At 40.6% G+C, this 23884-nt stretch carries 23 protein-coding genes and 1 tRNA gene; 4 read left to right on the top strand and 20 right to left on the bottom strand.

The window, feature by feature from the left end:
- Position 1: 1 nt before the first annotated feature.
- From KX723_RS02360 to rpsU, 5 genes are all read right to left on the bottom strand, one after another.
- Positions 2–1378 (bottom strand): leucyl aminopeptidase family protein, encoded by a 1377-nt coding sequence (locus KX723_RS02360; RefSeq protein ID WP_218814494.1) that lies wholly within the window; start codon positions 1376–1378, stop codon positions 2–4.
- On the bottom strand, positions 1371–2489 hold the full coding sequence (gene ald / locus KX723_RS02355) for an alanine dehydrogenase (RefSeq protein ID WP_218814493.1): 1119 nt from the start codon (positions 2487–2489) through the stop codon (positions 1371–1373). The genes KX723_RS02360 and ald overlap by 8 nt, the downstream gene beginning before the upstream one ends.
- A 122-nt stretch (positions 2490–2611) precedes the next feature.
- Positions 2612–4366: a DNA primase gene (dnaG, locus tag KX723_RS02350; RefSeq protein ID WP_218814492.1), complete on the bottom strand. Its 1755-nt coding sequence runs from the start codon at positions 4364–4366 to the stop codon at positions 2612–2614.
- 37 nt (positions 4367–4403) lie between these two features.
- Positions 4404–4853 (bottom strand): GatB/YqeY domain-containing protein, encoded by a 450-nt coding sequence (locus tag KX723_RS02345; protein ID WP_218814491.1) that lies wholly within the window; start codon positions 4851–4853, stop codon positions 4404–4406.
- Positions 4854–4865: 12 nt separating this feature from the next.
- Positions 4866–5093, bottom strand: coding sequence for a 30S ribosomal protein S21 (gene rpsU, locus KX723_RS02340; protein ID WP_218814490.1), 228 nt, complete (start codon positions 5091–5093; stop codon positions 4866–4868).
- A 62-nt stretch (positions 5094–5155) separates the two neighbouring features.
- On the opposite strand from rpsU, the gene tsaD reads away from it, so the two are divergent.
- On the top strand, positions 5156–6208 hold the full coding sequence (gene tsaD, locus KX723_RS02335) for a tRNA (adenosine(37)-N6)-threonylcarbamoyltransferase complex transferase subunit TsaD (protein ID WP_218814489.1): 1053 nt from the start codon (positions 5156–5158) through the stop codon (positions 6206–6208).
- On the opposite strand, the gene KX723_RS02330 is transcribed toward tsaD, so the two are convergent.
- Together KX723_RS02330 and plsY are read right to left on the bottom strand one after the other, a co-directional pair.
- Positions 6205–8601, bottom strand: a complete 2397-nt coding sequence (locus KX723_RS02330) for a DUF5617 domain-containing protein (protein WP_218814488.1) — start codon at positions 8599–8601, stop codon at positions 6205–6207. The two genes, tsaD and KX723_RS02330, sit on opposite strands and share 4 nt — an antisense overlap.
- Before the next feature lie 145 nt (positions 8602–8746).
- Entirely contained in the window at positions 8747–9358 is a 612-nt protein-coding gene (gene plsY / locus KX723_RS02325) for a glycerol-3-phosphate 1-O-acyltransferase PlsY (protein ID WP_218814487.1), read from the bottom strand.
- Between the two features lie 56 nt (positions 9359–9414).
- Between plsY and orn the strand changes: the two genes are divergently transcribed.
- Together orn and efp are read left to right on the top strand one after the other, a co-directional pair.
- On the top strand, positions 9415–9960 hold the full coding sequence (gene orn, locus KX723_RS02320; RefSeq protein WP_218814486.1) for an oligoribonuclease: 546 nt from the start codon (positions 9415–9417) through the stop codon (positions 9958–9960).
- A 54-nt stretch (positions 9961–10014) separates the two neighbouring features.
- On the top strand, positions 10015–10584 hold the full coding sequence (gene efp / locus KX723_RS02315) for an elongation factor P (RefSeq protein WP_218814485.1): 570 nt from the start codon (positions 10015–10017) through the stop codon (positions 10582–10584).
- A 346-nt stretch (positions 10585–10930) separates the two neighbouring features.
- Here efp and KX723_RS02310 read toward each other — a convergent pair whose 3' ends face one another.
- Complete coding sequence (locus KX723_RS02310; protein WP_218814484.1) at positions 10931–11101, bottom strand: hypothetical protein; 171 nt, start codon at positions 11099–11101, stop codon at positions 10931–10933.
- Positions 11102–11207: 106 nt separating this feature from the next.
- On the opposite strand from KX723_RS02310, the gene KX723_RS02305 reads away from it, so the two are divergent.
- A complete protein-coding gene (locus KX723_RS02305) occupies positions 11208–11381 on the top strand; it encodes a hypothetical protein (RefSeq protein ID WP_218814483.1) in 174 nt (57 codons plus the stop codon).
- On the opposite strand, the gene truB is transcribed toward KX723_RS02305, so the two are convergent.
- The 12 genes from truB to KX723_RS02245 all read right to left on the bottom strand — a co-directional run bounded on the left by truB (position 11364) and on the right by KX723_RS02245 (position 23845).
- Positions 11364–12287: a tRNA pseudouridine(55) synthase TruB gene (truB, locus tag KX723_RS02300; RefSeq protein ID WP_218814937.1), complete on the bottom strand. Its 924-nt coding sequence runs from the start codon at positions 12285–12287 to the stop codon at positions 11364–11366. The genes KX723_RS02305 and truB overlap by 18 nt on opposite strands.
- Before the next feature lie 29 nt (positions 12288–12316).
- Entirely contained in the window at positions 12317–12745 is a 429-nt protein-coding gene (gene rbfA, locus KX723_RS02295; protein ID WP_218814482.1) for a 30S ribosome-binding factor RbfA, read from the bottom strand.
- A gap of 94 nt (positions 12746–12839) precedes the next feature.
- The gene (infB, locus tag KX723_RS02290; RefSeq protein WP_218814481.1) at positions 12840–15284 is read right to left on the bottom strand and encodes a translation initiation factor IF-2; all 2445 of its coding nucleotides are present in this window, start codon (positions 15282–15284) and stop codon (positions 12840–12842) included.
- 202 nt (positions 15285–15486) lie between these two features.
- Positions 15487–16998 carry a transcription termination factor NusA gene (gene nusA, locus KX723_RS02285; RefSeq protein WP_218814480.1) on the bottom strand — a complete coding sequence of 504 codons (1512 nt, stop codon included), beginning with the start codon at positions 16996–16998 and terminating at the stop codon, positions 15487–15489.
- Positions 16999–17011: 13 nt separating this feature from the next.
- Positions 17012–17479 (bottom strand): ribosome maturation factor RimP, encoded by a 468-nt coding sequence (gene rimP, locus KX723_RS02280; protein WP_218814479.1) that lies wholly within the window; start codon positions 17477–17479, stop codon positions 17012–17014.
- Positions 17480–17560: 81 nt separating this feature from the next.
- Positions 17561–17637 (bottom strand) — tRNA-Met (locus tag KX723_RS02275).
- Between the two features lie 126 nt (positions 17638–17763).
- Positions 17764–19146, bottom strand: coding sequence for a hypothetical protein (locus KX723_RS02270; RefSeq protein WP_218814478.1), 1383 nt, complete (start codon positions 19144–19146; stop codon positions 17764–17766).
- Positions 19147–20544, bottom strand: coding sequence for a Dot/Icm T4SS effector AnkH/LegA3 (gene ankH, locus KX723_RS02265; protein ID WP_218814477.1), 1398 nt, complete (start codon positions 20542–20544; stop codon positions 19147–19149).
- A gap of 11 nt (positions 20545–20555) precedes the next feature.
- Positions 20556–21041, bottom strand: coding sequence for a hypothetical protein (locus KX723_RS02260; protein WP_218814476.1), 486 nt, complete (start codon positions 21039–21041; stop codon positions 20556–20558).
- A gap of 46 nt (positions 21042–21087) precedes the next feature.
- The gene (locus tag KX723_RS02255) at positions 21088–22119 is read right to left on the bottom strand and encodes an aspartate-semialdehyde dehydrogenase (protein ID WP_218814475.1); all 1032 of its coding nucleotides are present in this window, start codon (positions 22117–22119) and stop codon (positions 21088–21090) included.
- On the bottom strand, positions 22103–23044 hold the full coding sequence (prmB, locus tag KX723_RS02250; protein WP_425516599.1) for a 50S ribosomal protein L3 N(5)-glutamine methyltransferase: 942 nt from the start codon (positions 23042–23044) through the stop codon (positions 22103–22105). The genes KX723_RS02255 and prmB overlap by 17 nt, the downstream gene beginning before the upstream one ends.
- A 78-nt stretch (positions 23045–23122) precedes the next feature.
- Positions 23123–23845 carry a hypothetical protein gene (locus KX723_RS02245; RefSeq protein WP_218814474.1) on the bottom strand — a complete coding sequence of 241 codons (723 nt, stop codon included), beginning with the start codon at positions 23843–23845 and terminating at the stop codon, positions 23123–23125.
- Positions 23846–23884 lie beyond the last annotated feature (39 nt).

Genomic DNA, 23884 nt, shown 5'->3' with positions numbered 1-23884 from the left:
TTTAAGCGCTATACTTTTTAACTAAGTAACCCAATAAACTAAAGATCGCCATGGCTTCGCCACCTTCAGGTCTTCCGGGTCTCGCCGCCACATTGTAGGCATTAAAATCGATATGCACCCAATGGGTTTCTTCTTTGATAAAATTTGCCAGAAATAAAGCCGCTGTAATAGCACCAGCGTAAGAAGAACTGGCTGAATTATTGAGATTGGCAATTTTACTCTCTAATAATTTTTGGTACGGCTTATACAGTGGTAACCGCCACATAGGATCCTGCGCTTCTTCGCTATTTTTTAATAATGCGCTTGCCAAGCCCTCTTTGTTTGTAAAAAATGCAGCGATTTCTGTACCCACCGCTACTCTAGCCGCACCGGTTAAGGTAGAAAAATCAATCAGTAAATCTGGATTTTCACTATCGGCTTCATTTAAAGCATCCGCTAAAATAAGTCGACCTTCGGCGTCTGTATTGCCCACCTCTACGCTTAAACCATTACGCATTTTAATTACATCACCCGGTTTATATGCATTGCCTGAAACCACATTTTCAGCCGCAGGGACCAGCAAGCGCAAACGCACCGGCAATTTAAGTAACATGATCATTTCTGCTAAACCAATCGCATTGGCAGCACCACCCATATCCTTTTTCATCAATGTCATACCTGAACCGGACTTTAGGTTTAAGCCACCGGAATCAAAGCATACGCCTTTACCAACTAAGCTAACTTTAGGATTATTTTTATCGCCCCATGTTAAATCAAGCAAACGTGGTTCACGTGGACTTGCTCTACCCACTGCGTGAATAGCCGGATAGTTTTCCTTTAAAAGATCATCACCAACAATTTGTTTTACTGAAGCATGAAAACTTTTACCGAGCTTAACAAAGGTATCGGCTAATTCAGCAGGACCCATATCTTCTGTAGGTGTATTAATTAAATCACGTACACGATAAATCGCTTTAACTTTAGCATTCAATGCCTGAATATTAGCTGTAGGAGGAATCAGTAACTGAACCTGTGGTTTTGTCGCTGCTTGATAACGTGTAAATTCATAAGCACCTAATCCCCAAGCCATCGCCGCACGATGAAAAAAAACCTCATCGTTGATATCAACATAATGATAATGTCCTGGCGGTAATGAACAAGATAAACAACCAAACGACCAAAAATCGGCTGCATCATTCAGTATGAGAACGACTTGATCTAATTGCCCTTCGCTGCCAGGAAGCAGTACTGTGCTCCCTGGTTTTACAGAAAAATTAAGTGTCGCAAGCCATTGCTGTGCAGCAGGCTTTTGTTTTGCTAACCACGAATCCCATTGTTTCGCTGTTAGCGAAACAATGGGAATGGATCGTTCCGTTTGCTCAATAAAACACTTAAGCACTTAAGGCCTCCTGGGCAGGGATATACAATTTATCAAAAACGCTCGCCACGGCCTGATGCGTTATTTGACCTCTACAAATATTAAGGCCATTACGCAAATGACTATCTTCGGCCAATGCGCGTTGAATGCCTTTATTGGCGAGTGCAAATATATAAGGAAATGTGGCATGGGTTAAAGCAAAGGTAGAGGTACGTGGAACAGCCGCTGGCATATTGCTAACACAATAATGCACGACATCGTCTACCACATAGGTCGGCTCCGCGTGTGTGGTGGGTCGGCTTGTTTCAAAACATCCTCCTTGATCAATCGCCACATCCACAACAACCGTGCCTGGACGCATTTTTTTTATTAGTTCTCTACTCACTATTTTCGGCGCTTCTGCGCCAGGTACCAGTACTGCACCCACTAAAAGATCAGCTAAGGCGGTATATTTTTCAATGGCATCGCGCGTTGAAAAAATAGTATTTAACTGGCCACCAAACTGTGAATCTAACTCCTGCAGACGTGCAACGGATTTATCTAATACGGTTACCTGCGCTTGTGCACCCAACGCCATACGAATTGCATTGCTTCCTACCACACCACCACCTAAAACAACGACACTGGCTGAAGCAACACCTGGTACACCCGATAATAAAATACCGCGCCCACCTTGCGCTTTTTCCAAACAGTGCGCGCCCGCTTGTATAGCAATACGTCCTGCTACTTCACTCATCGGCGCCAACAAAGGCAATCCACCCCGTGCATCGGTCACGGTCTCATAAGCAATGGCCGTACAACCTGACTTTAATAAAAGCTCTGTTTGATTTTGATCGGCCGCTAAATGTAAATAGGTAAAGAGTGTTTGCCCTTCTCGCAAGTAACCACATTCTACCGCTTGTGGTTCTTTTACTTTGAGTATTAACTCCGCTTTATCAAAGACTTCTTTTGCGGTGTTAAGAATTTTGGCACCGGCATCCGTATAATCGCTGTCCGAAATATCGATACCTTCGCCCGCTTTTGTCTGTACGAATACTTGATGTCCATGTGCTACCAATTCACGCACTGTAGCCGGAACAAGCGCCACTCTAAACTCGTTGTTTTTGATTTCCTTAGGAACACCTATTTGCATACCATTTAACTCCAATTAATTGTTATCCCTGCGCACTTTACCAGAAGCACTATGCGGTAGCTAGATAAGAGGAACTAGGCTGGGATTAGACAATTAAGAACATTTAGCAACGTTGACTCAAATTATTTTTCGCCTCGAGTACTCAATATTAACTGATATAAGTGTCTTTTCTGTTCTTCTGTTAAAACCGACTGTTTAGCTTGATGCAATAATTTATCGATGCTTTGTTGAACAGCCATGTTCTGCAAATGATTCAGTAAGTCATGAAATTCAGCTTGAATACCCGTCGTAGGGATAGTGACCGAATAATGAATTAATTGTTGCAAAATTTTATAAGAAGCTTCATCGTCACGCCAATATTCTAATAACATAGCACTACTTAATTCCGGCGATTCTTTCAATAATAAAAATAACTTAATTAACAGGGAACTACCGGGCAAATCTAATGTTTTAAGCAATTGGCATTGTTGCTCAGAAAGTGTTTTAGCCAGTTGTGGGTATTGCACTAAAAACGCAATGGCTAAGCGCATCGGAGAAAAGCGCTTAGCGCTATCTGTTTTTTTTATTCGTGGTTTCACTGGTGTGTTTATCTCGCTCTGTGTGACTTGTTTTAAGGTACGCACATCCATATTGATCAAAGCAGCCAGTTGTTCAAATAATTTATGCTGCATAATGCCTAGCGGAATCTTCTCTATCAGTGGTATCGCTAATTTAGCCAAACGTGCTTTTCCCTCTAGTTGGCTAATATCAAGTTGCGTTAATAAATGTTCAAATAAAAAGTCACCTAAATAATGCGCTTGTCGTACTAAAGCCATAAACGCCTCTCGCCCCTGCTTGCGAACGAACGAATCGGGATCTTCCCCATCGGGCAACAACAGAAAGCGCATTGAATACCCATCTTGCAGCAAAGCTAAACCAATCTCTAAAACACGCCATGCAGCTTTTCTACCGGCTTCGTCACCATCAAAACAAAAAATAATTTCTTGTTTTATACTAAACAAACGTAAGATTTGATCACTGCTGGTCGCTGTTCCTAAGGTAGCTACGGCACAAGGAATCTGCGCTTGAAATAACGCCAATACATCCATATAGCCTTCTACTACAATGATGTACTCAGACTGACGGCTTTCATGACAAACCTCATGCAAGCCATACAATTCTTTACCTTTGTGAAAAAGTATTGTCTCCGGGGAATTCAAATATTTAGCTTCACTTTGGCCTTGGGTTAATATACGTCCCCCAAAACCAATCACGCGTCCCCTTTTATCACGAATAGGAAAAATAATTCTGTCACGAAAACGATCGTAGAATCCTTTTCCTTCAGATTTTTTTATCAGTAATCCAGCGGCTAATAATGCGTCGGTATCTTTAAATGCTTTCAGTAAATGATCCCAGGCAGCAGGTGCATAACCTAAGCTAAATTTTTTAGCTAGCTGTCCTGATAGGCCGCGCTGCTTTAAATATTCAATCGCCGCCGGCGTAGCGCGCAATTGTTCGGCATAAAATGCCGCCACTTTTTCCAACAGTGGATAAAGTGTTGTCGCTATGCCTTTCTGTGCAGATTGATAAGATTCAGAATGGGGTACTTGCAGACCAAACTGTTCCGCTAATAATTCAACCGCTTCCGGAAAGCTTAAGCGCTCATAATCCATCAGAAAGCTCAGCGCATTACCGCCTGCCGAACAACCAAAGCAATAATAAAATTGCTTTTCAGCCGCTACGGTAAAGGAAGGTGTTTTTTCAGTATGGAAAGGGCAGCAAGCGGTATAACTCTTGCCTTTTTTGCGTAAAGGAACACGCTCATCGATTAGCTGAACAATATCACAACGTGCTAAAAGATCATTGATAAAATCTTGTGGAATTGGGGTTGATGACATGCATTATAACCCTCAGATGGATTTAGTCAGATACAATTCAGGATAAGCGTTCTTTTACTTTAACACTTAAAGCCGCTGTATCCGCTCGACCCTGGCATTTTAACTTCAGTTCTGCCATGACCTTTCCCATATCTTTGATAGACGTTGCACCGGTTTGTTCTATCGCTTGGGATAGCAGTTTATTTACTTCTTCTTCACTTAAAGATTCTGGTAAATAAGTTTGAATAATGCCTTCTTCAAAGCGCTCCTGCTCGACCAAATCATCACGCTTAGCTTGAGTATATTGCGCAATAGAATCACGGCGCTGTTTGATCATCTTGTTAAGCGTCTGAGAAATGCGCGCATCATCTAATTCAATACGCTCATCTACTTCTATCTGCTTAATCGCTGCTAGTATCATCCGGACAACACCCAAACGCGGCTTATCCTGCGCACGAAGCGCGGCCTTCATATCATCTTGAAGCCGCTGTTTGAGAGGAGAATCCATTGTTAATCCAGATTAGTGCTTACGCTTCATTTTAGCTAAAAAGACGGGGTTATCGCGCATTAATCGCTTACGTGAACGCTTAACCGCCGCTGCAAAGCAACGCTTGCGTGCTTCGGTTGGCTTTTCATAATATTCTCGGCGACGTACTTCAGCAAAAATACGTGACTTTTCGCAAGTACGCTTATAACGACGTATTGCAGACTCTAGCGCCTCACCAGGTTTAAGTATTACACCAGGCATGTAGTGTACTTCCTCAATTAAAGTTAAAATAGGGGGACAATTCTAACCATCAATCGAGCAAAATGCAAAGTTTCTATTCAAAACAAGGTGTCTTAAAACATTCTATAGGTTGTGTGCTCGGCGTTGAAACCTCCTGCGATGAGACGGGCATTGCCATTTATGATGCCAAAAAAGGCTTACTCGCCCACACGCTCTATAGTCAAATTGAGCTACACAATCAATATGGTGGGGTCGTTCCTGAGCTGGCTTCACGTGATCATATCCTCAAAATATTACCCCTGCTCCAGGAAACCCTAAAAGAGGCCGATCTTAGCCTCTCTGAGATTGAAGGTATTGCCTACTGCGCTGGACCTGGCTTAGCCGGCGCTCTTCTGGTAGGCGCTGTCTTAGGCCGTAGCTTGGGCTGGGCGCTAGCTATCCCAACCCTTGGGATACATCATATGGAAGCTCATCTACTCGCTCCTATGCTTGAAGAAAACCCACCTGAGTTCCCCTTTCTTGCCCTATTGGTATCCGGTGGCCATACCTTGCTGGTTAGTGTCCACGATCTAGGTCATTATGAGATTTTAGGCGAAAGTGTGGATGATGCCGTAGGAGAAGCCTTTGACAAAACCGCTAAATTACTCGGCCTAAATTATCCTGGCGGCCCTGCTATTGCCAAGTTAGCTGAAAAAGGCAACCCGAAACGATTTCGTTTTCCTCGTCCTATGCTAGATAGACCCGGTCTAAACTTTAGCTTTAGCGGCTTAAAAACATTTGTCAGCAGCACAATTAATTCAAATGCGAAGGATGAACAAACTAAAGCGGATATTGCCCAGGAATTTCAAGCCGCTGTCGTAGAGACTTTGGTCAGAAAAACACAACGTGCACTATTACAAACTGGGTTAACCCGCTTAGTGGTCGCAGGTGGCGTCGCGGCTAATAAATCTCTACGAGAACAATTAGGCGCTATGGCAGAAAAAAACAAAATAACGGTTCATTATCCACGCCCCAGTTTTTGTACCGACAATGGCGCTATGATCGCTTATCTAGGTTATAGACGTTTAAATCTAGGCCAGCATGATGATCTTGCTATAAAAACCATGACTCGCTGGCCCCTAGACAAACTAGACTAGCACCCTAATCCAGGAGAAGAAGTAGCCATCGGTGGTGTAGCCGCTCCTTCGATGACAATGGTGGGCACCGTTAATGGCGGTTGGCTATCTCGTTTTGCCCCCCTATAAAACACCGGACTAGCAACAGAAGTAGAAACCATGGCAGGCATCTCTTCTACGCGGCTGTTTAACGGAACCTCCCCTCGATTACTTAGCACTTCACTTTGACTAGGCCCTTCATTAACAACAGAAACGACAGGTACGGCAGGATCTACAGCACTTCCATTTTCCAGTGTTTCACACCATAAAAGACGCGCATAAAGCGTCCCTTTTTTACCCGTATACTCAGCTAAAGTGCCCTCATTTAGATTAAACAGTTCTCGATAAATATCCTGGACAGAAAGATTATCCGAATACTGTTGGTTATCGTATCCTTTTAAAAGCTGCTCAACCGCTTTAATGTGATGACGTCGCCAAGCACCCGTCAATAATCTCCAAAAAAAACCACCTTTAGTATAATCACGCAATAATGCAATACACGTTTTAGTAGGATTTTCAGAGCAAAATCGAACAAAAGGAGAATTAATAAGATCAACTTCATTTGTATGCCGTTGTGGAAGAGAACCCACTTTAATTTCTTTCAAGTTGATTTCAACATGATGTAATGCTGCAGATAATACGCTTTCTCCCTTTCTCGCTACTATCCCTAACTTATTCGCATGTTGAAATTTCAAATTAAAAATATAATGAAGCCAATTATCCAATTCATTGCCCACAAAACTTAAATCGATACCATGACTATCTTTTATTAACTGTATCGCTTCATTAACTTCGCCGTAGTTTTGACGGGCAGTTTTTCCAGTAAATTCTTTTAAAGTAACGCCATCCTTATTTTTTATTGACAGTATAGATTCATTAATTTCACATAAATTTTCATAGATGACTTTGTCAACAGCTTCTTTTAAAGCAACAACTTTATAATCTTTTTTAGCTTGAGCCCTGCTTATGGATTCAATGTTTCTTTTAATTTCAAATAACTTTTCATGGATAGATTTCTCAAGTGTTGCTTCCGACTCAACATCAGAATTATTTTTTTCAGCCTGGCTATTTATATTTTTATTAAGCTTTAAAAATTTATTACGAGTAATTTTACTAAGAATATTTTTTAAACTATCTCCGTCTCTATTTTTCATTAACTCGAGATTTTCATTAATTTTGCACAAATTTTTATAAACAGTTTCATCAACCACTGCTTTTATAGAAAAGCCAAATTTATTCTTTATTAATTCGCTATTTTTATTTATTTCAGATAGCTGTGCATCGATAGTTGGTCCCGCTATTTTAAATAAATCATTCGGCAAATCATTTCTTATCAGTGCTAACAAAAGATTAACGATAGCAGTTTTTAACTGATCCTTTTTAGTTATTAATTCACTGATATCCTTTTTATTTCTAGTGCCTAAAATGCTGTCGTCTATACTTAAAAAAAGCTTAGATAAAATTCCTTTAACATCTAACTCCTTATTTTCAGCTATCGCTTTAGCCAGAGGAAAACGACTTTCATTTAGATAAAAGGGAACTATCTGTTCTGACTTAGGAATCTTATTTGATTGACTGGTTTCTGGATGCAAGATAACATCTCCCTGCTCATTAGCAATGAAGATATTTTCATTTGAAACAGACAGTCCTTTTTCCCGAAGAACAAAAAGAATAATAGGGATATAATCCCATCCAAGTTCTAAATATTCACTATAAGGTGAAATAACTATTTTTCCGTTATCTAGTATTCGTATCTTGCCCGCGGCTTTTAAAAAAGTGCCGCAATCCATCGTTTGGTGATTAAACTCAAATTGATGTGTTCCTTTTGCTGTTACTTTTTCGATCTCACGACTCGTATAATTTAAAATAAATTTATTATCATAGCTAATCACAAACTCAGACCATCCCTCTGGCCCTCTTGTTATCGTGGAGTCTAGATTTCGCTTATAACAACCTGGCATTGTCTGAGAGGCTTCTACACCAAGACGCTTAGCTTGCAAGGGATCAGTTCCTTTTTTATGACCAAAAATAAGCTCACATTTTTTCCTGCCTCGCTCCATTTCATATAAAAATAATTTTAATTCAATTTCCTGACTATGACTTTCTAAAGAGGAAGAAGATGATGAAGAGGACGAAGGGCTTGGCACTCTTTCTGTTGTTAATGAAGGCGGCGCATGCTCACCATTAGATGCATTCGCTTTTTTAGGGACATCCGCCAGTGAGTTTTCTTTAGCAAGTTGACGCATTTTTTGTAAAGACTCAACTTGTCGCTTCGCATTTTCTCTTATAATAGAAGGGGAAACATCTGCTCCTGCAGGAATAACTTCAAAGTACTGTTTAAATAAACTTTTAAGCGCTTCTTTTCGTATAATCATAACACCCCTTCGTTTTGCTAAAACTTTTAGCCTTCTGTATTTAATACGATGACGTCTTTGAAACTAACATAAAAATAAAAAGAGCGCCATTTGCTAATGGTGTCGCTTAATAATCGAGAATAAAGATTAAAGACGCATGGTTTAATTATAACTTTTTAGCGTTATCTTTTTTCATTAAATTTAATTTTGGCTCCTGACCTGCCAATAAGCGTCTAAGATTGGCATGGTGACGAAGCACTAACAAAACACACATCAGTAAGATAGGAAAATAAGCTGCAGGTGGTAGCAAATAAAGAGCATAACAAAATGTGAATAATGCTGCCGAAATAGAGGCTAAGGATATAATACGAAATAAAAATAATACGACAAGCCAAACCAGTAAGGCGAATAAGCCAAGCGGCCACGCTAAAGCAAGTAATCCACCCAAGGCTGTCGCTACGCCTTTGCCGCCACGAAAATTAAAAAAAATCGGAAATAGATGGCCTAAGAAAGCAAAAAATGCGACCCATGCCAAAACAGATAAAGGTAACCCTAAGTAACTGGCGATGATAACCGGCAACCACCCCTTGAACATATCAACTAAAAAAACAATGCTGGCTAAGCCTTTACCACCCATTCTTAATACGTTGCTCGCGCCTGGGTTACCCGAACCTTGGGTTCGGGGATCCGGCAAACCCGCACACTTACAAACAATAATGGCACTTGATAAAGCGCCCATCAGATACGCCAGCAAACAAAAAATTAATGGTAACAGCATAGTTTTTTTCGGATATAATAAAAAATTACGAGTAAAATACTAGGACTCCCCTCAACATGACACCTAACTTCAGTAATCTAATTTGGATCGACCTGGAAATGACCGGGCTTGATACAACAAAAGATAAAATCATTGAAATCGCCACTATTATTACTGATTCAGAATTAAATATTATAGCGGAAGGCCCTAGCTTAGCCATCTCTCAAGCTGAGCATATCTTAGTCGGTATGGATGATTGGAATCAACGACAGCATGCAGGCTCAGGATTACTCACGCGTGTTAGGGAGAGTAAAATATCAGAAGAGGATGCTGAGAACCAAACCTTAATCTTTATTGAAGAGTATGTGCTCAAGAATAAATCACCCATGTGTGGCAACAGTATCTGCCAAGACCGTCGCTTTTTAGCGCGCTGCATGCCTAAATTAGAAAGCTATTTCCATTATCGAAATCTTGATGTCAGCACATTGAAAGAACTAGCTTATCGTTGGTATCCTTCCATTACGAAAGGCTTAAAGAAAAAGTCGAAACATTTAGCCTTGGAAGATGTTAAGGATTCTATCGAAGAATTACGATATTATCGCGAACATCTTTTTATTGATTAAGCTTAAGATTAATATATTCACCGAGTATCTCAGTGGATTAGTGGAATAAAGATAATGGCCTATTACAGCACCAACGAATTAAAAAATGGCATGAAAATCATGCTAGATAATGAACCTTACACTATTCTGGAAAATGATTATGTAAAACCAGGAAAAGGCCAGGCCTTTAACCGTATAAAAATACGTAATCTTAAAAACAATCGCGTTATTGAGCGTACTCTAAAATCCGGCGATAGTTTACTTGCAGCGGATGTCTATGATATTGAAGTGCAATATCTTTATAACGATGGTCAGGTTTGGCACTTCATGGCTGCCGATACTTTTGAGCAATATGCCGCCGATGTAGCCGCTGTCGCCTCTGCCAAACAATGGTTAAAAGAACAAGATACCTGCACCCTTACCTTATTTAATGGCGCTCCGTTAACAGTAGCCCCACCTAATTTTGTCACCTTAAAAATCGTCGATACGGATCCCGGTGTACGAGGCGATACCTCGGGTGGTGGTGGAAAACCCGCTACATTGGAAACCGGTGCGGTGGTACGTGTTCCACTCTTTATTCAAATTGGTGAGTTGATTAAAGTTGATACGCGTACTGGAGAATATTTATCGCGTATCAAATCATAAGTTAACTTATAATAAGTTTTTATTTTAATAATAATAATCTACTATAACCATGAAAAAAAATTTAATCAGTTTATTAACTGCTTTATTACTATCTGGATGCGCAGCGCAAACGTCGATGCCTGGTTCTGCTGAACCTCTACCAGTCCATTATAAAACCCCTTTTCAAGAGGCAACCAAAAATTTTGAACGTAGCAACAGAGTTGATATGCCGTATGCTGGAAAGAGGGGTTATTTTTCATAAATAAAAAAGAGGGGTGAATACACCCCTCTACTTCCGCTCCTGCACTAAACAATCGCTAACGTTAGCGATTAATCTTCCTATTAGCTACTTACCCAGTAAACTATTTTAGCGTTTGTCTTTTTGTCCTGGCCATTGTGGTTTGCTTGGGCCGTGACCTTGGCCTGGATTATGGCTAGGGTTTTGGTTAGGATTTTGTCCTGGCCATTGTGGTTTGTTACCACCTTGGAAAGGATGTTTTTGCTGTTTTTTATCGTGAGGAAATTTACCTTTGTTCATGATGAGCTCCTAATTAAAGCATAAAAATACTTCTCTCTTTAAGCCTAGCAAAGACCCCAGCATTTACCATAAAATCGCACCGAATTGTTCAAAATATGTACAATAAATGAACAATAAGTACTTGGAGATTAAAAATGGAAGCTATAAATCAGCTCGAAGGATTAAACGAGCCGATTTTAAACGTCGTCCTGACGAAAGTCAGGATCCAGAAGAAATAGCGTTTGTTTATTTAGATCCTGCGGTCAAGCCGCAGGATGACAGCCTAACGTTGTTCTATTAAGCGGCGAGGCGCCACCCTTCCATCCTCAAGCACCTCACCCACGCCTATAAACTGATCATTAACGGTATGAACCAAACGCACCCAACCTTTTTCAGAAATATTAGGCAGGAGAATAGCTTGGCCACGATAAAGGTAATAAACCGCTGCCTGCGAAAGTTTTATACATGGCCAAGTATGCAACAAACTATCTAAAGGCAATAAATAGCGATCACGTTCTTCTTGAGTAAACGCTTCCAGTTGCTGCAAGCTGATCATGCCGGTTTCATTATAGTTTCCAACACTAAGGCGGCGTAATCCTTGTACATAAGCCCCACATCCTAAGGCTTCACCAATATCCTCTATTAAAGTCCGAATATACGTTCCTTTAGTACACTTAATTTCTAATTCAATACTATCGGCAGTGGTACCTAATAATGTTAATGCGTGCACCGTTACTTCGCGCGCAGAACGTTCGACCGTAATACCTTGGCGTGCAAGTTCGTATAAGGGTTTTCCTTTAAACTTTAAGGCAGAAAACATCGGTGGAATTTGTAATATAGGACCACGAAAAGTAGATAAAACAGATTCTAGCTGATCAAAACAAGAAGAAGGTATAGCGCGCTCTTCAATGACTCCCCCTTCTGCGTCACCGGTCTTTGTTTTAATACCTAAGCGTGCACTAACCCAATAGGATTTATCCGCTTCAAGTAAAAATTGTGAAAATTTAGTAGCCTCACCAAAACAAAGTGGTAACAATCCGGTTGCTAAGGGATCTAAACTGCCCGTATGACCTGCTTTTTTTGCTGCAAATAAACGTTTAACCGTTTGCAGTGCTTGATTTGAAGTAATTCCTTGAGGTTTATCGAGCAACAAAATACCGTTTATAGCGCGTTTTACTGGTTTTAGTGGATGGGAATGCATAGCAATTTTTATTGTAAAATAGTGTCGACTGTATATTATTCAGAACGTTTTATTTGATCTTTTTTTTCTTGATCTTTCGTAACAGCTTTGTCGATTAAATCATGTAAACGTTGACTTTGTACATCTAAATTATCATAAAAAAATCGCAACATAGGCGCAACACGTAGCTTAAGTCGCTGTGCTAAGGCATAACGCAACCGCGGTGCTGCTTTTTTAAGTAATTTAACGGTTATTTCTTTATAGTGTGACTCTTGCAAGTGTTCAGGATCAATCTGGGTAAATAAGATATCAGCAAACGCTAAATCTTTTGTCACCTTAACCGCAGTAATGGTAATAAAGCGCAACCTAGGATCTGCTATTTGTTTTTGAAAAACAACCGTTAATTCTTTATGAATTAAATCCGCAATCCGATCAGTACGACTATACTCTTCGCACTTGGATTTTTTACTGCGTTGTCCGCTCAATTCGCAATCCTCATGTATGTTACATACACTGCGGTTGCTTCATTTTCGCAGCGCCTTGCTAAAAACCCCATTGCTTTGAGTATATATTCTTTCATTAGATGCTTCTTGCTATTGAAGTACGTTCAAACACTTCAATAACGTCTCCAACACGGATATCAGTGAAATTCTTAATGCCTATACCACATTCCATACCATTTCGTACTTCTGTTGCATCTTCTTTAAAGCGACGTAAGGAATGCAGTTCGCCTTCGTGCATAACGACGTTGTCGCGTAACACGCGAATCGGTGCATTACGTCGTACTAGTCCGCTTGTCACCATACAACCTGCAATAACACCCAATTTAGCGGAACGGAAAACTTCCCTCACTTCAGCCATTCCTAATACTGTTTCTTTTATCTCGGGTGATAATAGACCATTCATCACATTTTTAACTTGATCAATCAGGTCGTAAATAATGCCATGGTAATGCATTATTAAGCCTTCTTTCTCTACAATACGTTTAGCCGTGGCATCTGCTCTGACATTAAACCCTAAGATCAAGGCTGTAGACGCTAAAGCAAGGTTAACATCCGATTCAGTAATAGCACCTACGCCTACATAAACCAGCTTTACTTTAACTTCAGAAGTAGACAATTTACTCAATGCTTCTTGTATCGCCTCTGCAGAACCTTGAACATCCGTTTTTAAAATAATATTCAGTACTTTCGCTTGGCCTTCATCAAGATGGCTAAAAATATCTTCTGACTTAATAGCACGTTGTTGCGCTAATTTAGTTTCACGTAATTTTCCTTCACGGAATAAAGCAATTTCACGTGCTTTACGTTCATCGATAACTACCTGCACTTCATCACCTGCATCAGGTGCCTTCGACAAACCTAAAACTTCTACGGGCATAGAAGGACCAGCCGATTCCACAGGTTTGCCTTGTTCATTCAGTAGTGCACGCACCCGACCAAACGCCTTACCCGCTACTAAGAAATCACCTTGCGATACTTTTCCACGTCGAACTAAGATGGTTACAACAGGACCTTTTCCTTTATCTAAACGTGATTCAATAACAATACCTTGCCCTGGTCCTTCTTGTGGTGCTTTAAGTTCTAACACTTCGGCCTGAACTAACAGTGAATCCAATAAATTATCAATCCCTTCCCCGGTTTTTGCAGAAACAGGAACCAGCATCGTATCACCACCCCATTCTTCAGGGATAAGTTCATGTTTTGCTAATTCATTCTTAATTCTATCTAAATCAGCTTCGGGTTTATCAATTTTATTAATCGCAACAACAATAGGTACATTGGCAGCTTTTGCATGTTGAATAGCTTCCACCGTTTGTGGCATCACGCCATCATCGGCCGCGACCACTAACACGACGATATCAGTGACTCGTGCGCCACGCGCACGCATGGCGGTAAACGCAGAGTGGCCGGGCGTATCTAAGAAAGTAATAACACCCTTGGGAACTTTCACGTGATAAGCACCGATATGCTGTGTAATACCACCCGCTTCTCCCTGAGTGACTTTAGTACGTCGAATATAATCTAATAAAGAAGTCTTCCCATGATCAACGTGTCCCATAATGGTAACCACGGGTGGGCGTGGCAATAACTCACCCATTTGTTGCTGTGTGGTATGTACTAAACCTTCTTCTAAAGCATTGGAACTAATAAGCTTCGCTGCGTGTCCCATTTCTTCAACGATAATAGTCGCTGTATCCTGGTCAATGGGCTGATTAATCGTGGCTATCACACCCATTTTCATTAAGGATTTAATTACTTCTGCCGCTTTAACTGACATCTTTCCTGCCAGCTCACCAACCGTGATCGTTTCAGGAATGCCTACTTCATGTTTTATTGCGGCCGTAGGTCTTTCAAATTGTTGTTGTAAGAATTGATCTGCTCTTTTGTTTCGACCTCCCTTTTTCCTATACCGAAACTCCTCATCGGTTTCATCGGCTAACTGATAAATATTTTTATGTCGGTATTTCGTCATTTCTTTTTCTTTTAAGCTGCGTGCTTTATGTTTTTTATCGCGTTCTGCTTTTTCTTTATTCGCTGATAATACAACGTTTGGTTTTTCAGGCAGCTTTTTCTTTTCAGCTTCAGCAGGCGCTAATTTTTTTTCTTCAATCGGATGTTGATCTTTTTTTGGTGTTTCGCTGACAACGGTTGGTTCAGCTTGGGTGGTAGGAGGTGTCGCTTCTGGAAGCGCCTGGCTTTGTTCTACCGCTTCCTGCGCCACTTTTTCTTGTTCTACTTTTTCTTGCTCTGCCGCTAATTCTTTTTCTTTTGCTTCTTTAGCGCGGTTTGTCTCTTCATCGATTAAACCTTCATTACTTTTAACATAAGTCCTTTTCTTACGGACTTGAACCTTAATGGTTTTTGCCTTACCTGAAGTATCTTTGACTTTAAGTAGACTCGTACTTTTACGCGTACGGGTTAAGGTAATAAGCTTTTTAGGATTATTATTAGCGGCATCTTCCTTTTCATTTTCATGAGAAGAAATCTTATTGGTCACTTTATCTTTGATACTCTCTGTCATGCAAATGCCTCTCCTGCCAATATATGACAGCTTAGCGAACCTAAATTGATGTACCCTTCGCACTTGAATTTTTGGCAGCGTTCCCGCTCAACTCGCCACCCTCATGTATCATCTATACACTCCGGCGGCTTCGTTTTCGCAGCGCCTTGCCAAAAATCCCATTGCTGTGAGTCTAGCTAAATTAATGGTAAAAGTTATCTGTCTATTTCTCTTTTTCAAACCAAGGCGCGCGCGCTGCCATAATAAACTTACCCGCTTGTTTACGCTCTAGTTTGATAATATCCAATAGATCATCCGTAGACAGTTCAGCCAATGCTTCTCGTGACGAAACACCATGCTTTGCTAAAGTAGCCGCAAGCTCTTCTGTCATTCCCTCTATCGCAAGTAAATCTTGATTAACTTCTAATGGATTTTTCTTCTCATTCTTATCCGGGCTAGGACGTGCAGCAAGTACTTCTTTTGCACGACCTTGCAAAGCTTCCACTAAATCTTCATCAAACTCTTCAATATCAAGTAATTCGCTTTCCGAAACATAAGCAATTTCTTCTAGGCTAGTAAAACCTTCGCGCGCCAGTACCTGTGCAAGCTCTTCATCAATGCCTAATTGTTCCATAAAAAGGTTTTGTAAACCTTCCGATTCTTTAACAACCTTTTTAGCGGCGTCGTCTACCGTAATCACGTTAATCGTCCAGCCGGTTAATTCGCTGGCTAAACGAACATTTTGTCCGTTTCTACCAATGGCTTGTGATAACTGATCTTCTTGTACGGCGACATCCATGATGTGGGTATCTTCATCCACAACAATAGATGCAACTTCGGCAGGCGCCATAGCATTAATAGCGAGCTGAACGGGGTTATCATCCCATAAAACGATATCAATACGTTCGCCAGCTAATTCACTGGATACCGCTTGTACACGCGCACCCCGCATACCTACACATGCACCAATCGGATCAATGCGTCCGTCATTGGTTTTTACCGCAATCTTAGCGCGTGAACCTGGATCACGTGCAGCACTCTTTATTTCAATGAGTTCTTCACCAATCTCAGGCACTTCTATTTTAAATAATTCGATTAACATTTCCGGACGTGCGCGGCTCATTAATAATTGTGGACCACGAATTTGCGGATTAACGGCATACAAATAGCCACGTAAACGATCTTCTGAACGTACTTCTTCACGAGGAATCATTTCTTCTCGGGGAACAAACGCTTCTACGCCACTGCCTAAATCAATAATCAAGCCTTCGCGTGTAATGCGCTTCACAATACCGGAAAGCAGTTCGCCAATTCGTGCGGCATAGGCCTCGGCAATTTTAGCACGTTCCGCTTCTCTAACTTTTTGAATAATGACCTGCTTGGCTGTTTGCGCTGCAATGCGTCCAAACTCTACAGAAGCCATAGGCTCTTCAATCACGTCACCCACTTGGAGATTGGGGTCACGCTTCTTCGCTTCGCTTAAGATAATTTGTTGTAAGGGCTCAAAAACAACATCAATTGCTTTTTCAACTTCGTCTGGCACAACTGTCCAGCGACGAAAGGTTTCATAGTCACCCGTGCGGCGATCGATAGCGACTCGGACGTCAATATCCTCACCCGCCTTTTTTTTAGTTGCCATTGCTAAAGCCGCTTCTATGGCTTTAAAAATAAGCTCTTTATCGACATCTTTTTCGTTTGATACCGTCTCTGCCACTAATAAAATTTCTTTTTTCATAGCCTGCCTCCGCTTATTTAATTGTCTCAGGCAACACATTCGCACGCATGATATTGTCCCAGGTTAACGTTAAGTCTTCACCTTCTTCTGATGGGCTCAGTACGATGCCCTCTTCGTTCGTAGACTTTAAAAGTCCTTTGAATTTTCGTTGATTATCAATTGCTGTGTGCGTTTGAACACTGATCTTACACCCAACAAAACGCTGGAATTGATCCGCTGTAAATAAAGGCCGATCTAAACCAGGGGAAGAAACCTCTAAGTTATATCGAGTTAATATCGGATTTTCTACGTCGAATAACGCACTAATCTGGCGACTTACTCGCTCACAATCGACCAGCTTAATACCCTGCTCACTGTCTATATAGACACGCAGTATGCTTCGCTGACCTTGCGTTACGTAAACACAACCCCATAACTCATAACCTAAGGACTCAACCGTCGGCAAAATCATTGCTTTTATTGCTGCTGAACTATTCCTCATCGCTCCATATAAAGGAGCCTTTCAAAAAAGCCCCTACCTCTAAATAAAAAGCCCCGAAACGGGGCCTTTAAAACGTAAAATTGGTAGCGGGGGTAGGATTTGAACCTACGGCCTTCGGGTTATGAGCCCGACGAGCTACCAGACTGCTCCACCCCGCGATAATAGCGGTAGAAGTATACCGCAACCCTCAGCTTAATTCAAACGGATTTTACTCGGTAATTTAGACAATAGAGCCATCCTGTTTCATTTGATATACCCACAGACAGTGACCACTGAATATTTATTTATCCTGACGGACAAAATGATCTGCTGAGATGATTAAACTCAGATTCTATCTCGCATTTAGATAGCGATGCTATCTTTTTGGAGGCTATAAAAGCCCTCGCTAAGTCTTCACTATCTGACATTTTTACTTTAAAGGATTGAGTAAACAGTTTTGAAGAAGAGCCTCTACCACCTACCCCCTCTTTATCATTGCAAACCAATAATATCGCCCATAGCGTATTTTCAGATCCATTATCAAGTAAAAGAGCAGGCAGAACCTCCCCCTTTTTTTTCTCAAATTCAGCCTCAGAAAAAGTATATTTTAATAATTCATTGATATTATTTTTCAAGTACGCTAGCTCATGTTTTCCGATTAGGCGACGATGCTCGCCCCCCCCCTTTTCATCTAACGCTTTATCATCCTCTTCTAAACTACGTATTACCTTAAACAAAAGCGTTACATTTGTTTTGAGATTAACCCCCAACTGTGACGCGGCTAAACGTTTTAAACCCTCTATTTTTGTCTTTATTTTTTTTTCTTCTGAAAAAAAATCCAAAAAAATAGGCGTTTTTCGTGCTTGAAGATACTGAAGCTTGTTTTTCAAAATCGTAATTTTGACGAAACATTCTTTTAAAAGATAAATTTTATTGGCCTGATTATCGGTTGTCAGATTAGCTGAACGACATTTTCTATAATAATAGTCATCGCGCGAAACATCGATTAATGAATTCACGGGTGTTTGGGTGCTCGGCTTGGGCTCAGGTATCACCGTATAAAAAAAATACCCGTAAATAGAAATGCCGATATCCAGCACCGTAACAACACAAAGCAATACACCCACGGCCATCAACCATCCACCCGCCAGCACAGCGCTTGCAAAAAGCGTCGCCAGGATAGCGAAGACTACCCCGAAAGCCAGCACGCTTGAATTGTATTTAAGATTCTCTTTATAGTGATTTTTTGACCACTGATTTTCTAGCCTTGGGCTATCACCACTAAAACGATTTAAGTAATAACAACTAAATCCAAAGATAATGACACTACGAATAACCTTCAGATAGCTATAGACCAAAAAGGCTGATAATAGAACGCTGATCAGCGGTAAATTAAAACAAAGCACACTCATCAACATCGCTATTGAAATAAAAACCTTAAAAAAGGCAAACAGTAGTTGGGCAGTGGCTCCTAAGTTTTTATTTTTTACGCTATAAAAATAATTAACTATTCTGAGAATAGCCCTAAACAAATGCAGCACATAAAAAATAAGTGTACAGGGAATCGAAAGTGATTGTAATTTCAATTTATCAATCACCTTGATAATATTGATCAACCGTTTCAAAACATAGAATGTTAATCGCCAAAAGCTAATGGAAATAATATGTTTTTTTACAGTTGACTTCATTCATATCAACCGCAGATTTAGCCCACACGCATCCAACAACGCTAAAAAGGATTTTCCAGAACGCGTGTTACTTAATTTCCAATACACCTCTACATACCCCTTTAATAGATAGCGATGATCAGGAAGATTAAGTATCTTTAAAATCTTTTCTGCGAAACTTAAATCATGGTAATACTGCGTAGCGCCTTGAAATAAAATAGCGGCTAATAATGTCGCTTTTGAGACCTGTCTCGCTTTGCTGCCAGAATAGAACCCTTGTATACACTCTTCTAAGGCTCGGTCTTTATCCCATTGATGCCAAGCTTGGTAAAAATCTAAGGCATACGACTGATGCATTTGTACCGCATGGGGTTCTTGCGCGGTGCTCAGCTGCAATATAAACAACATCGCAGGAATACTGGCTTCTATATTAGCCCATGAGCAATTACCTATTACTTGTGCACCTATAGGCAAGGTTGCTATTGGCTTTAAACCCAATACACGATGAATGGTTTTAGTCAGAAACTCCCGTGACTGGCGATTGAAAATTAATTGTTTACAAAAATCCATAGTCCAAGCATGACGATTTTGTAACTGATAGATGACCACACTCCCTTCTCTCTGGCTATTTTCACCACGATCACAACGAATCAACCAATCTTGGTATTTGATCAAGGCAATGGCATGGCCTTCATAAGCAACGGGTAATAATAATAGCTCTTGTTGGCCGAGCAACGCATCGATACTATGCTGATGCTGTTTAATATCAATCGTATAACGTTGGTATTTTAACAAGGCTTGTGCAATAGAAAATGCCTGAATTACTTTTTGTAAACTTTCAAAAAAAGAACGTAAATGACGTGAAGAGAAATTATTTTTATATCGTTTTAAGGAATGGATAATCACATCCACTGTGAATTCTAAAAAAAACCCTTCATAATCGATTTCAATAAAACGACCGTCTACATTGACAATATCAACGTGTCCGCTTAATTCATAACGATGCCCTAATAATTTTGCTTGAATAAAATCCTGAGCAAAGTTCAACTTAGCACCGTGTTGATAAAGCAGTTTTTTTAATGCCTGTTGTTGTCTCAGTAATGGATAGACTAAGATCGGTTGCCCTGCTGTGGTATATGCATTCGGATCGGCTTTATTGGCCAATAATAATTGGCACAATTCGATATTGTGATTATCAACCGCCCAGTGTAAAGCAGAACGACCGGTAGCATCTGGCTTATTAATCTCAGCGCCGTACTCTAATAATAAAGCCGCCACATCAACCTTATTCGCAATAACCGCTTCTATTAGAGGTGAAAACCCATATTCATCCGCTTCTTCAATATCTGCACCCATTTGAATAGCATGCTCTACCCTTTCTAAGGTGCCAAATAAAATTTCGTTTGCAAAGGAAGGCATAAGCGTTCTATTTACCGAGAAAGCGTAACGCTTTTGCTTCTACCCAAACTATGGCTGTTGCGCAATTGGTTTTCTAAACGTAATTCAGGAAACCGTTCTCTTGCTTTGGGGTTATCGGAAGGAATAGCGGTCAGTTTAGGATCATCTCCACTAAACTGTTGACTCTTGGCTAACAAAGGATGCGCATGGGGTTGCTCGCCACACATACCCTGTTGCGTTGCTTTTTTTCCTAGTAAGCTATTTGGATCGTCTGTATAAGGGACCGGACCAAACTTTTGTTGGCCTTTGCGACGCTCCTTGGTAAAGCAAGCCAATAAATAGGCATTAAGCTGTTCTACACTTAAGCTAATAGTGCCGGCGCCACCCTCATCGGCATCCACGTCCTTCTTTAAAGGCTTCTTTTTATTGACAATAGCCAGGGGCTCAACATCTATGATATTCGGCTGATTATTTTTTTCATCCACTACAGGAAAGTTTATTTTAGAGTGATCAGACATACCATTATTTTACCGCATTTTTTTAAATACCGCTAAAATGCTTGGCTTATAGATAGTCCTGAACCAAACATTCGGCAATCTGCACCGCATTGAGCGCGGCACCTTTACGGACATTATCGGATACAATCCAAAGATTTAATCCTAAGGGATGAGAGATCTCTTCGCGAATGCGGCCAACCATGACGGTATCTTTATGTTTTTCAGCGTCTTTCATAATCGGCATAGGGTAACCATTGTCCGCATACCTATCGATAAGCTCAATGCCCGCTGCTTTTTTTAATAATTGTTTTACCTGAGAGACACTTATTTTTTTCTTAGTCTCAATATGTACCGCTTCAGAATGACAATGCAATACGGGTACACGCACGGCAGTAGGATTCACTTGAATTTCTTTATCGGCAAATATCTTTTGTGTCTCCCAAACCATCTTCATTTCTTCGCGCGTATAGCCATTTTCCTGAAAATCGTCGATGTGTGGAATCACATTAAATGCAATCTGAGTCGCAAAAGCTTCTGGTTTTTTAATCGCCATGCCATTCAGTAAACGTCCGCACTGATCCAGTAATTCTTTAAAGGCTTTTCTTCCGGCACCGGATACCGATTGATAAGTGGCTACATTAATTCGGCTAATACCAACCGCATCGTAAATGGGTTTTAATGCGACTAACATTTGAATGGTCGAACAATTTGGATTAGCAATAATATTGCGCTTGGCGTAGTTTTTTAAGGCTTGCGGATTCACTTCAGGTATAACTAAAGGAACATCGTCGTCATAACGAAATTGAGAGGTGTTATCAATAGCAATACAACCACTTTTGGTTGCGATGGGTACATATTCCGCTGAAACGGCGGCACCCGCCGAAAACAAAGCAATATCTACTTTTTTAAAATCAAACTCAGCTAAATCTTCAATCAATAAAGATTTTTTATTAAAGGTAATGGCTTCACCGGCTGAACGCTGGCTAGCAATAGGATAAAGTTGGTTAATCGGAAACTGGCGCTGTGCTAACAGCGCTAACATTGTTTCGCCCACCAAACCAGTGGCGCCTATAACGGCTACATTAAATTTTTTTGTCATCCACTAATTGCTCTTGGGTTAATAAAAAGACTTCTGCCTCGCCTCGTTCAAACTCCAACCATACAAAAGGAAGATGAGGAAAACGCTGGATCAAGGCCGCTTTGCTGTTGCCAACCTCAACAATTAATAATCCCCCTTTCTGCAAGTGGTGTTTAGCCTGTGCTAACAACCGAACCACGATATCTAAACCATCGGTTCCAGCCGCTAATGCCATTGCTGGTTCATGACGATATTCTGGTGGCAATTGTGCAAAATCATCGGCATCAACATAAGGTGGATTACTAATAATAATATCGTAACGCCGCCCTTTTAAACGCTCGAAATCATCCGATTGAATGAGGTCAATTTGTTCATCTAACTGATGTCGCTTAACATTCATTGCAGCAACGGCTAAGGCTTCTTCAGAATAATCTACCGCATCTACCTTAGCATCAGGAAATGCATAAGCACAGGCAATGGCAATGCATGCACTACCCGTTCCTAAATCTAAAATAGAAACCACCTTCTCAGGATCAACCCAAGGACTAAACTGTTGTTCAATCAATTCAGCCATGGGTGAACGCGGTATTAATACGCGTGAATCCACATAGAAAGGCAATCCTGCAAACCAACTTTCATGAACCAGGTAAGCGGTAGGCAATCGCTCGTTGATACGTTGGCTTATTTTATGTAGTAGTTGAGTACGTTCTTCTGGCGTTAAATGTGCATCTAACCACACCGGATTTAACACGGGTCCTAGCTTTAAAACAGCTAATGCTAAATAAATGATTTCATCCCAAGCATTGTCGGTACCATGCCCGTAAAAGAGTTCTGCACGCTGAAACTGGGTAAAGCCCCAACGTAATATATCGCGTAGCGTACGAAGCCCCGCTAAGGCTTCTGAGACATTATCGGCAGTCAGCGAAAAATGGGATTTATTCACTATGTTATTCAAAGTAAAGGAATTGTCCGTATTTAAACATAGGCCCTAGAAACAAGCAAAAGACTAAGCCACGATCGAGCACTATGGAAGGCTTGGTCTTTGATAAAGCATCGCTTCAATATGATTTATATGTTTATCTTCTGGAGCTTGGGTATCAAAGAAGCCCAAACGGAATTTACCGCTACTGGCCTTATGATATAAGCCATTGGTAATGGCGATGGGGAGAACAACAAGTGCTACGCATATCGCAATCTTATCCAACAATAGCCACGCTAAAGATCGCTTTGGAAACACCTGGCGCATTTGTTGAATATAGGCGGTGGCGTCGTGGCTAAATTTATCCGAGTCAATTTTTCCTTGTTTTCTATCTTCGACTAACTGGGTAAAATGCTTTGCGCTTTCGATTCCTTTTGCAGCCAACTCAGGCGACTTTAAATACTCCAGCATCCTAGCACAGTTAACTAGCTGAAAAATGTTAAGCTGATCAGCTATTTTCTCATTACCCAAAACAGCAACTAATCTGTCCAATGGTAGCAATGTTTTATCTAGTGAAGAAGATTTTTGAATAGCATATTCAAGAGCAACTAAATATCGAACATGACCATAAATAAATTCAGCTGGTCTTTCCGATGCAACAGCACCAAAAAACTCCTTTGGCCTATCATTTTTCATTTTAATGAAATAATCATCTAACCTTTCTCTTAGAGCATTATCATACTTAGCTTTTGGCAGCTGCTTTGGTTCATCGGATTTAGGTTTAGGCTTCAGTAGCACATATTTTTGTTGTCGTACTATATCTTCCATGCAACCCCCTTATTATTATTTATCACTCAAAAATAGTAT

The sequence above is a fragment of the Rickettsiella endosymbiont of Dermanyssus gallinae genome, from assembly GCF_019285595.1.
Classification (GTDB): Bacteria; Pseudomonadota; Gammaproteobacteria; order Diplorickettsiales; family Diplorickettsiaceae; genus Rickettsiella_B.
Note: the sequence above shows the minus strand (reverse complement) of the source record. Positions and strands in the feature narration are given on the sequence as shown.

Coding starts and splice junctions, on each gene's coding strand:
- rimP (WP_218814479.1), bottom strand. CDS start 17,479: ATGAGGAATAGTTCAGCAGCAATAAAAGCAATGATTTTGCCGACGGTT.
- KX723_RS02245 (WP_218814474.1), bottom strand. CDS start 23,845: ATGGAAGATATAGTACGACAACAAAAATATGTGCTACTGAAGCCTAAA.
- rpsU (WP_218814490.1), bottom strand. CDS start 5,093: ATGCCTGGTGTAATACTTAAACCTGGTGAGGCGCTAGAGTCTGCAATA.
- dnaG (WP_218814492.1), bottom strand. CDS start 4,366: ATGTCATCAACCCCAATTCCACAAGATTTTATCAATGATCTTTTAGCA.
- ankH (WP_218814477.1), bottom strand. CDS start 20,544: ATGCCTTCCTTTGCAAACGAAATTTTATTTGGCACCTTAGAAAGGGTA.
- KX723_RS02255 (WP_218814475.1), bottom strand. CDS start 22,119: ATGACAAAAAAATTTAATGTAGCCGTTATAGGCGCCACTGGTTTGGTG.
- nusA (WP_218814480.1), bottom strand. CDS start 16,998: ATGAAAAAAGAAATTTTATTAGTGGCAGAGACGGTATCAAACGAAAAA.
- plsY (WP_218814487.1), bottom strand. CDS start 9,358: ATGCTGTTACCATTAATTTTTTGTTTGCTGGCGTATCTGATGGGCGCT.
- KX723_RS02345 (WP_218814491.1), bottom strand. CDS start 4,853: ATGGATTCTCCTCTCAAACAGCGGCTTCAAGATGATATGAAGGCCGCG.
- efp (WP_218814485.1), top strand. CDS start 10,015: ATGGCCTATTACAGCACCAACGAATTAAAAAATGGCATGAAAATCATG.
- KX723_RS02270 (WP_218814478.1), bottom strand. CDS start 19,146: ATGAAGTCAACTGTAAAAAAACATATTATTTCCATTAGCTTTTGGCGA.
- KX723_RS02260 (WP_218814476.1), bottom strand. CDS start 21,041: ATGTCTGATCACTCTAAAATAAACTTTCCTGTAGTGGATGAAAAAAAT.
- KX723_RS02305 (WP_218814483.1), top strand. CDS start 11,208: ATGAACAATAAGTACTTGGAGATTAAAAATGGAAGCTATAAATCAGCT.
- tsaD (WP_218814489.1), top strand. CDS start 5,156: ATGCAAAGTTTCTATTCAAAACAAGGTGTCTTAAAACATTCTATAGGT.
- infB (WP_218814481.1), bottom strand. CDS start 15,284: ATGACAGAGAGTATCAAAGATAAAGTGACCAATAAGATTTCTTCTCAT.
- ald (WP_218814493.1), bottom strand. CDS start 2,489: ATGCAAATAGGTGTTCCTAAGGAAATCAAAAACAACGAGTTTAGAGTG.
- orn (WP_218814486.1), top strand. CDS start 9,415: ATGACACCTAACTTCAGTAATCTAATTTGGATCGACCTGGAAATGACC.
- KX723_RS02310 (WP_218814484.1), bottom strand. CDS start 11,101: ATGAACAAAGGTAAATTTCCTCACGATAAAAAACAGCAAAAACATCCT.
- KX723_RS02330 (WP_218814488.1), bottom strand. CDS start 8,601: ATGATTATACGAAAAGAAGCGCTTAAAAGTTTATTTAAACAGTACTTT.